This window comes from Chryseobacterium sp. TQ-BC-N36, assembly GCF_058382295.1.
Genome location: NZ_CM178175.1, coordinates 4,416,255 through 4,429,427, shown reverse-complemented (window position 1 = coordinate 4,429,427; position 13,173 = coordinate 4,416,255). Strand labels below are relative to the sequence as shown.

General features: G+C 36.6%; 7 protein-coding genes. 4 read left to right on the top strand and 3 right to left on the bottom strand.

Annotated elements, in window-relative coordinates:
• The first annotated feature begins 315 nt into the window (after positions 1–315).
• Complete coding sequence (locus tag AC3FI7_RS19935) at positions 316–2,781, top strand: TonB-dependent receptor plug domain-containing protein (protein WP_491460753.1); 2,466 nt, start codon at positions 316–318, stop codon at positions 2,779–2,781.
• Between the two features lie 216 nt (positions 2,782–2,997).
• Positions 2,998–5,310 carry a GAF domain-containing protein gene (locus tag AC3FI7_RS19930; protein WP_142724235.1) on the top strand — a complete coding sequence of 771 codons (2,313 nt, stop codon included), beginning with the start codon at positions 2,998–3,000 and terminating at the stop codon, positions 5,308–5,310.
• Between the two features lie 147 nt (positions 5,311–5,457).
• Here AC3FI7_RS19930 and AC3FI7_RS19925 read toward each other — a convergent pair whose 3' ends face one another.
• Entirely contained in the window at positions 5,458–6,633 is a 1,176-nt protein-coding gene (locus tag AC3FI7_RS19925; RefSeq protein ID WP_343661313.1) for a Pycsar system effector family protein, read from the bottom strand.
• A gap of 26 nt (positions 6,634–6,659) precedes the next feature.
• Between AC3FI7_RS19925 and AC3FI7_RS19920 the strand changes: the two genes are divergently transcribed.
• On the top strand, positions 6,660–10,376 hold the full coding sequence (locus tag AC3FI7_RS19920) for a metallophosphoesterase (RefSeq protein ID WP_491460752.1): 3,717 nt from the start codon (positions 6,660–6,662) through the stop codon (positions 10,374–10,376).
• A 279-nt stretch (positions 10,377–10,655) separates the two neighbouring features.
• Positions 10,656–11,378 (top strand): hypothetical protein, encoded by a 723-nt coding sequence (locus AC3FI7_RS19915; RefSeq protein ID WP_142724238.1) that lies wholly within the window; start codon positions 10,656–10,658, stop codon positions 11,376–11,378.
• Positions 11,379–11,471: 93 nt separating this feature from the next.
• Here AC3FI7_RS19915 and AC3FI7_RS19910 read toward each other — a convergent pair whose 3' ends face one another.
• Together AC3FI7_RS19910 and mazG are read right to left on the bottom strand one after the other, a co-directional pair.
• Entirely contained in the window at positions 11,472–12,344 is an 873-nt protein-coding gene (locus tag AC3FI7_RS19910; protein WP_491460751.1) for a hypothetical protein, read from the bottom strand.
• A gap of 52 nt (positions 12,345–12,396) precedes the next feature.
• Complete coding sequence (mazG, locus tag AC3FI7_RS19905) at positions 12,397–13,164, bottom strand: nucleoside triphosphate pyrophosphohydrolase (RefSeq protein WP_142724240.1); 768 nt, start codon at positions 13,162–13,164, stop codon at positions 12,397–12,399.
• Between the last annotated feature and the right edge of the window lie 9 nt (positions 13,165–13,173).

Below are 13,173 nucleotides of genomic sequence, written 5' to 3'. Positions count from 1 at the left end.
GCTGGAAGGTTTTATTTATTGAGTACCTATATAGCAGGTGATTGTGTAAAAAACGATCCAATACATTAATCATTCCAATAGGTTTCAAAAAAAATTACTATGCTATGCATTGGAAAAAAAATTGAGCAAAACACACAAAAAATAAAAATTATCAATTACATATTTTTATTTAATTAAAAATTAAAATAAAATAATGATTATCATATTTCAATGAAAATATTGTATTAAAAAAAGTTAAAATAAAAAATAAAAGACAATACAATATTCAATACATTTGTCTTGGATTTACAACAAAATACAATAAAAAAACATGAAATGATGAAGATCAACAACAATGCCGCTGCCGCATTTTTATTATGCTCAATAGGCATGGCACAAGCACAGGAAAAAGATTCAGTAACCGCGAAAAAGCTGGACGAAGTAGTGATGGTTGGCACCAGAACTGCTCCCAGATCGAGTATTTCTACTCCCCTCCCCATTGATAATATAGATGCGGCTATCATTCAATCGTCTGGCCATAGTTCTGTCGGGCAGGCATTACAGTACAGGATTCCCTCTTTTAATTCTACCAGCGCCGCAGTGCAGGATGCAACTTCATTACTGGATCCTTTTGAAATCAGAAATATGGGATCATCCAGAACACTTGTCTTGATTAATGGAAAAAGAAAGAATCAGTCTTCTCTTATCTTCACCCAAAATACAATTGGAAAGGGAGAAACGGGAGCTGATTTATCCTCTATCCCTTCTATTGCCATCAAAAAAATAGAAATCCTTAGAGACGGAGCTTCCGCTCAATACGGCTCTGATGCAATTGCCGGGGTCATCAATATCATATTAAAAGATAAAATAAGTTTTACGGAAGCCAGTGCCAATCTGGGGCTGTATTCAAAAGGGGACGGTTTTTCGCAAAATTTTAATTTGATCACCGGATCTACATTTAAGAACGGAGGCTTTCTTACATTTTCCACCAATCTTCAGAATAATGATTATGCCTACAGAAACGGAAAAGTAAATTCTTACTGGGAAGCACAAACATTTGGAGCCACTCAAAGTGACGTAGATGCTTATTTAGCTAAGTACCCTGATGCTCAAAATAAAAATGCATATCCCAAAAAGAACAGCATAAGTTTTTTGATTAATACTTCCATACCGGTATCTGATCGCTCCAATCTATATGCAAATGCTTCATTTGCTACCAAAAAGGTAAGCAGCTTTGCCAACCACAGAACACCTTATTGGGTAAATCCTGCTAATGTCCTGAATTCACCCGACGGCTTTACCCCTACATTTATTGGAGACCTTACTGATTATGGAGCCACTCTGGGATACAAAACCAAAACAGAAAGCGAATGGAATATAGACCTGAGTGCAACTTTTGGGGGAAACAAAATTTTATATACTGTAGGAAATACCTTCAATGCAGCATTAGGAGCATCCAGTCCTATTAATTTTAAGCCTGGCGGTTTCAGATTTAATAATATTATCGGAAATATTGATGTTTCCAAAAGATTGTCAGAACATATTGCATTGGCATTTGGTTCTGAAGCAAGAAAAGAGGAATATGAAATCTACGCTGGAGATCCCGCTTCCTATTATCAGACAGGATCCATTTCTTTTCCTGGAGCATCACCGGAAAATTCCGGAACTTTTTCAAGATATAATATTGGGGTCTATGCAGATGCAGCCTTTGATATTTCTGAGGCCACAACATTTAATGCCACTGCACGTTTTGAAAACTACAGCGATTTTGGGAATGCGTTGATTTGGAAATTCAGTGCAAGACAAAACATCATAGGAAAAAAACTGGTCGCCAGAGGGTCTGTTTCTACTGGGTTCCGTGCTCCCACCCTTCAACAGGTATATCTTTCTACCATTCAGAATGTTTTTGCTAACGGTAAAATCGTTGCAGAGGGACTGTTTAATAATGTCGGTAAAGAAGCTAAAGCTGTAGGAATCCCCAAATTAGATGCCGAAAAATCCCTCAATTTCACCTTAGGACTGGGAATTCAGCCCAATAAAAACTTTTCTGTAACCATCGACGGATATCTGATCAATGTGTATGACAGAATCTTACTAAGCTCCAGAATGAGTGATAAAACTACAATTCTAGATCCTTTAAACAATATAGGAATTACCAATGTGAACGCCGCAAGTTTTTTTATCAATGGTGTAGACACTAGAACGATAGGCCTGGACCTTGTAGCCAATTATAGAAATATAGACCTGGCAAAAGGCAAACTTGCCTTTAATCTTGCCCTGAATATGAATCATTCTAAAATAACGAAGAATTCAGACAAACTGAACGGGCTTAACCTTTCTGCTCCTTTTAACAGAACCGAGGAAGCATTAGCCACCACTTCAAGACCAGCTTTAAAAAGTGTTCTCGGTATAGATTATACCATTCAAAAGTGGAATATATCACTCAACAATACTTTATTTGGAAAGGCTACTTATGCAAACAGTGGTATGCCGGGAGCTAATCTGGCCTGGAATGATCCTGATGCCGGATCACAGTCCTACCTGAGATTCAGACCAAGAATGACTACAGATATCACCATCAATTACAATATCAACAGTAAAAACACCATTAACTTTGGTATCCTGAATGTATTTAATGTTCTGCCTAAATGGGAACTGCGGAACCTTCCATCAAATACAGCGTATGATGAAGTTTACAATACTGTCACCTTCAACGGAAGATATCAGCAGTCCAGTTATGATGCCCAGCATTTCAGTATTTTTGGAACACAGTTTATATTGGGATATAATATTAAATTTTAACGTTCCTATATTTTTAAATACTAAAGTTGTCCTGAATAATCAGGACAACTTTTTTTCAAATTCTTAAAAAAAACGTTTATCTGCACTTTATAAAAAGTTCAAAATAAAAATATGTATGAAAACTCTAACAAAAAAGAAGGGAATAATCATTTATACCCATTCAAAATACATTTGGAAATAGCGTTTTTTTCATAACTTTACTTTAAATTTCAGCTCTTGTCTAATCTCTATAAAAAAGACTCCCCTTTTCAGGTTTATATATCATTCAAAAAATATTTGGATGTTCTGGAACATATCCGGTATAATGACAGATTGGAATATAGGGTTAACTATGCAGAATCTTTAATTGAGAGTACCCGAAATTTTAAAGAGCTCAGAGAAGGCTTTCAGGATACTGCCCTTCTTGAAAAATATGAGGACCTCATCAGACTGCTCCTTGCTGATCTTTTTCCAACAGGTCTTACCCGAAATGAAATAAAAGCGGCCAGTATCCCTCTTTCTAATATTACATTCAATTATACAGAAAGATTTAAAGATATTCTGAAAGATGCCGGAAAAGATTTTGAAATAGAACTGAGAAATATTTCAGATAATGAATTTTATGTATTCTGCTGCTGTCTTATTCTTCAGAGTTATTTCAAAAAAGATATTAAAAGTACCATTCCGTTTTATTATGACATTCCCAACAAGCAGGGAATCATGAAACATTATAAAATTACGGTCAACTCAGATTTTACCGAAATCACTCCTACAGAAGATGCCAAAATTCCATCGGATGATATTTTGGATATGCTGTTGGAAAATCTGGATGATTTTAAACTGTGGAAGAAATATTTTCCATCACAATCATGGATTTTGAAAGGGTTTACAATTATTTCTCTGGTAGATTGTACCTCTGAAGTTGCACTCTCCGATCTGAAATCAAGCATGATTGAGATTGACCCTGAAGATTTGAATCCCAATGAAAACCTGACTGAAATTTTCAAATCGTACTTTGATGTTCCTGAACTCAGCTTTGGCCTGATGACTTTCAACAAAAAGGAACAGAAACTTGATAAACTTCCGATATACGAGAGCCTCCTCACCAATCATATTCTGGATTTCTGGATCAATGCCTTTGATGAAGAAACCCGTAAAAGTACTTTTAATAATCTCAATCACAATTCAAAACCGATTGTTGTTTCTAATGTCAACAACCTGGATGAAAATATCAAAAAGCTTCCTTCGTTCAATATTTTAAAAGATAATAATGTCAACAGTTTCATGGTAATTCCTATCATGAAAGACGGAGATCTTCTTGCAATTATGGAGTTTACTTCTCCTATTGCCGGCAGTTTCAATGGTTTGAAGCTGAAAAAGCTGGAATTTTTCACCGATATGATTCTTTTCTCTCTGAACAGGTTTTATTTTGAAAAAAATTATCAGATAGAAGCTATTATTCAGCGTGAATACACCACCATCCATGATAGTGTAGTCTGGAAATTCAGAAATGAAGCTGAAAAATATTTCACCGCATCTCTTGGAAAAAAAATATATACATTAAAACAGATTTCATTTAAGAATCTTACTCCATTGTTCGGGGTTTCGGACATCCGCTCTTCTTCAGAAAAACGGTTTAATCTGATGCTTCAGGATCTTAACCAGCAAATTGAATTACTGAATGAAATTTTATCACTCACCAATTCGGATTCAGAGAAGTTCATGCTGGCGCTGGATATTTTTGAAAATGAACTGAACAACGAAATCAAAGCTGATACCGAGCAGCGTTTTCAAAGGTTGTTAAGGGAAGAAATCCACCCTTTTTTGCAGGGGAAACTGGAAATAAAAACATCAAGAGAAATAAAGTCGAAGATCAAAGATTACTTTTCACAAGTATTTGCGCCTACTGATCTGTTTTATCATCACAGAAAAAACCTGGATGATTCTATTACGCTGGTCAACCGTAAGCTGGCAGATATGCTGGACGAGAGCCAGGTAAAGGCCCAGGAAATTTTCCCGCATTATTATGAAAGATTCAAGTCAGACGGCGTAGAGCATAATCTGTACATTGGTCCTAGCATTGCTCCTGAACTTCACTATACCTCAAAAGTGGTTCATAAGCTGAGATACTGGCAGCTGAAAACCATCTGTAAAATGGAACTAGACTTCCAGTCTTTCAAAAAAGATCTTCCCATACCGTTGGATATTGCTTCTCTGATCTTTGTGTATAATGAAAAAATAGACATCCGCTTCAGAATGGATGAAAAGCGCTTTGATGTAGATGGTGCTTATAATTCCTATTATGAAATTATCAAGAAACGCCTGGATAAAGCCCATATCAAAGATTCTTCAGAACGCATCACCGCTCCCGGAAAAATCACCATCGTCTATTTCGGAATGGAAAATCAGAAGGAATACCTTGACTATATTTCCAAACTTCAGAAGAAAGGTGTTTTACAGCATGATGTAGAATTTTTAAGGGTAGAAGATCTGCAGGGAATTACAGGATTGCTGGCAATAAGGGTTTCTTTTACACTTCCACAGGAATAATAAATCCGGAATATACACTCCTGATATATTTATTTTTTATGGTCAACAAAATCCTGATCTAAACTGCTATTTTACCAGATATTTAGACGTTTTACGAGAATAGCACCTACCAGAAATATTTATTCAATTCCAGGAAATATCTCTCTGTTAAAGACTCAGAAAAGCCGCTCCAAAAGACAGCACAGAAATAATAATCCCTGCCATAAAGATCTTATAGGTAATGGATAGAAGCTTATATTTCCTGTCCAGGACTTTACCAAGATAATACAGATCCTTCACCATAGAATCATAGATATAATCCCTGTCTTTAATAAGGTCTTTCATAGCATTATTATAATCATCAAATAACATTTGCTGAAAGTTTCCGAAGAACAGCAGGTTTACTTTTCTGTTCGCGATATCCTGGGCTGTAAAAGTTGTTTTCGTCACATTCGGTTTTGTAGATAAAATAGCAAATATGATGGTTAGAACACTTGAAAGTAACAAGATGAAGCTCGGAAGAATAAGATGTGAATTCTTAGGGGCATCCAGCTTGGGAACCAATACAGAAAGACAAACTGAAATAATAATGGCATTGACTGATAAAAGAATATTGGCTTTACTGTCTGCAATATCGCTCAGTCTTGTATGGTTATTAAGCGTAACCCTGAATAAAGTGTCAACACTTCTGTCTGACTTCTCCTTTTCCTTTTTACCTTCTGCATTATCTTTTTTATTTTCTTTCTTATCCTCTTCTTTCTCCAGCTTCTTCTCAATCTTCTTAATATTTTTCTTTTTCAGAGGCTCCCAGTTTTCTTTGGCATAATCCGTATAGAAAGTATGTTTGTTCTTCAGCATATCCAGATTCCCGGCATTCCATTCTTCATTAGAAAAACACCTGAAATTTGTAAGCTCCCATTCTTTTCTCAAAGCATCAGAGATATCATTATAATCGTGTCCCGCAAAATGGCTGAAATCAGCATCCTTTACAATTTTTTCAAGTAAATTCTGAGGCTCATAGTGTATTTTCGTAGCCAGAATCAGTTTTTCTACATCTGTTATATAGTCTTCCGGGTAATTTTCCTGTTGCAGAAAAGCTTTCATAATCTCCACACTCCTTTCCTCATGGTTCAGGGCGCACTCTATATATCCCGTATCATGAAACCACAATGCTACGAGTACTTTCTCCTGATCCTCTTCAGAAACAGGGGTATTTTTCATGATTTCTTCAGCCTTATTCACTGTATAGGCAGTATGGATAAAATTATGATAAAAATATACCGAAGATAACTTATCTTTGAATAAGATTTCAACATAATTTTTAGCTTTGTGTAGAATGCTCATTCCTGAATTTTTGTTAATGTAAATTTATGAATTTATCCTTTAAAACTCATCTAAAAAATACTTCTATTGTTCTTCGAACAGTAATGTCCGCAGGAGTCCTTTATTCCTGTGCTACATATAACGTACAAAAGGGCAAAAACTTATTTGAAGTAAAAGATTCCGAAATAAAATCAGAAAATGATTTTAAACTTTTTCTGATTGGAGACGCAGGAAATGCAGATGAACCCCAGGCCCAGAAAACATTGAATTTACTGAAAAACAAGCTGGATTCTGCCGACAGCAACTCTATGCTGATCTTTCTCGGTGATAATATTTACCCTAATGGGATGCCCAAAGAAAAAGACAAAGAATATGCACTGGCAAAGCAGAAACTGGAAAACCAGCTTGCAATCACCAAAAATTTCAGAGGAAAAACACTTGTAATTCCAGGAAATCACGATTGGTATAACGGGCTGGAAGGATTAAATGAGCAGGAAAAACTGGTAAAAAATTATCTTGATGATAAAAAAGCTTTTCTTCCAAAAAACGGATGTCCCATTGATGACATCAATGTCTCTAAAGATATTAAGCTTATTACCATTGACACAGAATGGGTAATTGCCAACTGGGATAATTACCCTGGCATTAACAAAAGCTGCAATATCAAAACCCGTGAAGATTTTTTTACAGAGTTTAAAGATCTTATCATTAAAAATCAGGGCAAAAAAATAATTGTTGCTTTACACCACCCTGTCATCAGCAGTGGAACCCATGCAGGATTCAACTCCGCAAGGTCTCATCTTTTTCCTTTCAATGGTAATATTCCTGCTCCCGGAATTGCCAGTTTCCTCAATATATTAAGAAGTTCCTCCGGAGCCAGCCCTGCAGATCTCAATAACCAGCATTATGCAGATCTGGCTAACAGGCTGAAAAGCATTGTCCAGGATAATGAAAATATTATTTTCGTGTCCGGGCATGATCATAACCTGCAATATCACGAAGATGGAAACCTGAGACAGATTATCAGTGGTGCAGGATCTAAAACAGACCCTTCCACTATTGTAGAAAGAACGGACTTCTCATACGGAGGAAGCGGTTTTGCTGTTTTAAATTTCAGAAAAGATGAAAGTACTGATGTTGAGTATTTTTCCACTAAAAATGAACAGCTCAAAAAACTGACTCATATTTCGGTAATTTCCAAACCTGATGTATTTGTCAATAATTTCCCTAATTCTTTTCCGCCAACATTCTCTTCAACGATTTACCCTGTACAGCTTACGGAAAAAAGAAAATTTTACCGATGGCTTTGGGGGGATCACTACAGAAAATATTACGGTATTCCTATTGAAGCTCCTACCGCCAATCTCTCAGAATTGAACGAGGGCTATATCCCATTCAGAGAAGGAGGAGGAAACCAATCCAACAGCTTACGTCTGAAAGCTCCGGACGGACAGGAGTTTGTAATGCGGGGCGTAAAAAAAAGCGCAATTCGTTTTCTTAACAATATGGCTTTCCAGAAAAGCACTTTGGGAGAAGAGCTTGCCGATACATTCCCTGAAAAATTTCTGCTGGATTTTTATACAACCAACCATCCTTTTACTCCGTTTACCATTGGAAATATGTCTGAAAAGCTGAATATATTCCACAGTAATCCAAAACTGTATTACATCCCCAAACAGCACGCCTTAGGAAGATATAACGAAAACTATGGGGATGAAATGTATATGATTGAAGAACGGTTTTCTTCCGATCCGAAAACCTTGGCATATCTGGACCACGCAAAGGATATCGTTTCTACAGAAGATGTATTGAAGAATCTCAACAAAAGCAGTAAATATTCTGTTGACAGAGAATCTTACATCAGAGCAAGATTATTTGATATGCTTATCGGTGACTGGGACAGACATTCTGATCAGTGGAAATGGGCAGAATATGAGGCCGGCGATAAAGTAATCTATAAACCCATCCCAAAAGACAGAGACCAGGCATTCAGCAAGTATGACGGTGCCGCCTTTAAACTTATCATGAATGTACCGGCCATCCGGCATATGAAGACATTTACAGAAGATATCAGCAGTGTGAAATGGCTTGCCATGGAGCCTTATCCTATGGATCTTGTTTTCTTAAAAAGCTCAGACCAGGGAGAATGGGAGGCACAGGCCAAGTACATCCAGGAACACCTGACGGATGCAGATATTGATGATGCTTTCCATAACCTTCCGAAAGAAGTTCAGGATGATACCATTGCGGAAATACAGAGAAAACTGAAAATAAGAAAAACAAAACTGCAGACTTATGCTGCTCAGTATTATGATGTGCTGCAGAAAAAAGTTCCTCTGGCCGGAACCATACATCCTGATAAATTTGTCATTACCAAGAATGGGCATTCTGTACTTGTACAGCAATATAAACTGGGAAAAGATAAAGATAAGCACGAACTTGTCTTTGAAAAAACCTATCACGATTCAAAAACAAAAGAATTGTGGATTTACGGATTGGAGGATGATGACATCTATGAAGTTGTAGGGTCCGGAAAACCTAAAATGACAATAAGACTGATTGGCGGATACAATCACGATACCTACAATGTTGCTGATGGCAGAAAAGTAAAAATTTACGATTTTAAATCTCAGAAGAACACCTACAACTCAAGAAATGCCACCAAAAATATTACTGATGACTATGACATTAACAGTTATAATTATAAACACCCAAAATACAACTCAGTAGCCGGATATCCGAATTTGGACTATAACCCGGATGATGGGGTTATTGTCGGGGTTTTGGCCAATTATACTGTAAATAATTTCATCCGTGATCCCTTCACTCAGAGACACAGCTTAAAAGCTAACTTCTATACAGCTACAGCCGGATTCAGCCTTACCTATAAAGGTGTGTTTAAAAAAGCAATCTCAGGCTGGGATATAAATCTGGATGCATTTTATACCACACCAAGATTTTCTCAAAACTTTTTTGGACTTTCCAATGAAAGTGATTATGACAAAGAAAATACAGAAAGAGAATACAACAGAGCCAGGATTTCCAAATTCAATTTCGCTCCTTCCATCTCTCAGAAAAGCTGGATGAATCTAAGTCATCAATTTCAGCTGACTTTTGAAGATAATAAGGTACAGAGAAAAGCAGACCGATTCATCAACCAGTCACCGGATGTAAGGCCAGGTGTATTTGACAGTCAGCAATTTGTAGGAGCCAATTACACGTTCGGCTATAAAAATGCTGATAATGCAGCTTTTCCTACTCTTGGACTTGAATTTATGCTTAATGCCGACTGGAAAGCTACACTTTCTGATTTTAACAAAAATTTTGTAACCGTAAAAGGAAGACTTGCTGTAGATCACAGAATAGACAAAAAAGGGAAATTTGTATTTGCCAACTCCAGTAATGTGATGTGGATCAATAATAATAATTTTGAATTCTATCAGGCCGCAGCTATCGGAGGTAACAATGGCATGAGAGCCTTCAGGAACGAAAGATTCTCAGGAAGATCTTATTTTACGAATAATTCTGAAATCCGATGGGACTTTGGAAGAGTAAGAAATAACATTGCTCCTGCCAATATGGGAATCCTTATCGGGTATGATATCGGGCGGGTATGGAATGACAATGAAAATTCCAGAAAATGGCATCAGTCTGCCGGTGCCGGAGTATGGCTGAGCATCGTAGAAATGATGTCTGCAAGACTGAATTATTTCTATGGATCGGATGGCGGAAGAATTTCAGCCGGAGTGGGAATGAAGTTTTAATTTTTCCATGCTCCCATTTAATGAGTATTGAAAATTCAATATCCAAACAGCTTTTAAAGTATTTTAGATCAGATATTAAAAAAATCCAATTTTAATAAAATTTAATATTTCAAATTTTCAACCCACATTTTTTACCGATAAAAAGAATATGGCTTTTAAATAAAAGCCATATTTTCAGCTCTATAAGTCAAAACTACGCATAGTTCAATATGATTGTCAATTCTTTAAAAAATTGACAATAAAAAAACATTCTATATTTGCCGCAACAAAAATCAACAAATGATGAAAAAGAAGCTATTGTACATAGCATTATTTGTTATGTTCATTAATTCAAATGCACAGATAGGGATTAAAACTTCAACCCCTCAGAATACTTTACATGTCAATGGCTCACTTCAGGTCGTTAAAGACCTGAATGTAGGTGGAGACGACAGAACAAAGGGAAATTCCGGAAACAAAGGGGAATTCTTAATGTCAAACGGAGCCGGGAATACTCCTGTATGGAAAACGATTGAATCTGAAAATTTTTTAAAAGTGGTGTACGTGGGAAATAAAACAGATATCAGCCCCGCAAGCGGAAGCTATACAGGTACCCATTCTACTCCTGTCAATACTCATGAAAGTTATTCACAGACCTATGTTTTCAATGTGAGTAATAAGATTGATACAGCCTATTTGACTTATAATTCTACAACAGGCCTTTTCACAGTAGTAAAACCTGGATTTTATAATATTGTACCCTATGCAACCTATGATCTCAATTTAAACCCATCAGGACAAACTGCAGGAACAGCCAATTCTTATATACAGAAAGTATCTCCGGCACTTACAACCCTTGCAGGCATATCTACAGGGCACGGAGAGCGTACAACAGGCCTAAACCATAATCTTTCATCCATTAACTTTTTCAACACAGGAGAGACCTTCAGGATACGCTGCCGTTATACCCAGGATTTCAGATTATCCAGCGGAAATATTCATATTTCTTATCTTACTCCGTAAGCAATACAAACGTCAATCACTTCAATTACATTCATATATTCAAAAAAATCCACAGAAAAATCTGTGGATTTTAAATTTTTAATTTATTACCTTCTATAAAGAAAATGTGTATACATTTCCTCCTTCGTCCTTCCCTTTCTCATCTGCAATTATTAATGTTTTATCATCCAGAAATACAACAGCTTCCTTCTGGGAATTATGATTTAATGGAGTTTTCTGAATCTTTGCAGAGTTGAAATTATCAGCTGTAAATCCGGTAAGAACATGAATATTTTTATGGGTAAGCAATACAATTTTATCTTTTGTACTGTTAATGGTAGCCGACGTAATAGCAGCATCATTATAACCACCCTGAAGCTTTAATTTCCCCACTAATTTTGCTTCAAAATTACCTTCTTTGTTAGGGACTTTGAATATCAGGAAAGTTCCGTCAAAACCTTTGCTCCTGTTCTTGGTGAACAGGTAAAAGTGCCCATTCATTTCTACAAAGGCTTCACAATCGTACAGCAGATTGGATTTTTTAGGAGGAAATTCAGTCTGCCCCTGATAATGGAATTTTGTGGTCTGAACAACTTTTGTTACTGTTTGCCTGCTGTCTTTCAAATCTGTCTTTAAGATGGCCAGATCCTGTCGGTCATTATCATTATTACCAAAATCCCCGATATAGATATTTCCCTGAGCATCTGATATGATATCTTCCCAGTCTGTATTTTCTGCATTTTCTACCGGAATTTTTGCCTGCATATCTCCCTGATCACTCAAACCGTATATTGCATTTTTATTTCCTCTGTCTTCAATCACCCAGATCGTTTTCTTATCTTTTGATAAAGTAATTCCGGAAACCTCCTTCAACTTTTTAGGTAAGGAGAATTGTATTTTTAGTTTATCTTCTTTAGCAGAGGAATTCTGAGCTTTTGGATTACAGCTCATCAAAAGTAAAGCAGGTAACATAAGAAAACGTAACATATTTTTTATTTTTTAATTGAATGTAAGAAGCATTAATTGTTCCAATCGGGAACTACGAAAGTTTTTTCGCCTTTTCCCATAGAACATCCATTTCTTCCAGAGACATATCTGCCAGTTTCAAATCCTGTTCCTCGGCAAGCCCTTCCATCTTTTGAAATCTTGAAATAAACTTTAGATTGGTTCTTTCCAATGCAGAATCCGGGTTGATCCCGGAAATTCTCGCATAGTTGATGAGGGAGAAAAAAACATCACCGAGCTCCTGTTCTTTTTTATCCAAATCTGTTTCAGCGTGAAATTCCTGAATCTCTTCATCCACTTTTTTCCAGGCATCTTCTGCATCATGGAACTCAAATCCTATCCCCTTTACTTTATCCTGAATTCTGTAGGCTTTCACCAGACTCGGCAGGCTTTTCGGAACTCCCCCTAAGATTGATTTATTTCCTTCCTTTAGCTTTAATTTCTCCCAGTTCTGTTTCACTTCCTCTTCATCTTTCACCTGGGTATCCCCGTAGATATGAGGGTGGCGGAAAATCAACTTCTCGTTCAGGGAATTGATAACATCGGCGATATCAAAACTTTCTTTTTCTGAACCGATTTTAGCATAAAAAACAAGGTGAAGCAAGACATCGCCCAGTTCTTTCTTTATCTCCTGTAAATCATTCTGCAAAATAGCATCTGAAAGCTCATAGGTCTCTTCAAGGGTAAGATGACGAAGGGATTCTAATGTCTGCTTCTGATCCCACGGACATTTTTCACGTAAATCATCCATAATATCCAGTAATCTTCCAAATGCTTCTAGTTTCTCCTGTTTCGTATTCATAAGTAATGG

Bases quoted from the DNA above. Each gene is read 5' to 3' on its own strand.
- mazG (WP_142724240.1), bottom strand. From the start codon at position 13,164: ATGAATACGAAACAGGAGAAACTAGAAGCATTTGGAAGATTACTGGAT.
- AC3FI7_RS19915 (WP_142724238.1), top strand. From the start codon at position 10,656: ATGATGAAAAAGAAGCTATTGTACATAGCATTATTTGTTATGTTCATT.
- AC3FI7_RS19925 (WP_343661313.1), bottom strand. From the start codon at position 6,633: ATGAGCATTCTACACAAAGCTAAAAATTATGTTGAAATCTTATTCAAA.
- AC3FI7_RS19920 (WP_491460752.1), top strand. From the start codon at position 6,660: ATGAATTTATCCTTTAAAACTCATCTAAAAAATACTTCTATTGTTCTT.
- AC3FI7_RS19935 (WP_491460753.1), top strand. From the start codon at position 316: ATGATGAAGATCAACAACAATGCCGCTGCCGCATTTTTATTATGCTCA.
- AC3FI7_RS19910 (WP_491460751.1), bottom strand. From the start codon at position 12,344: ATGTTACGTTTTCTTATGTTACCTGCTTTACTTTTGATGAGCTGTAAT.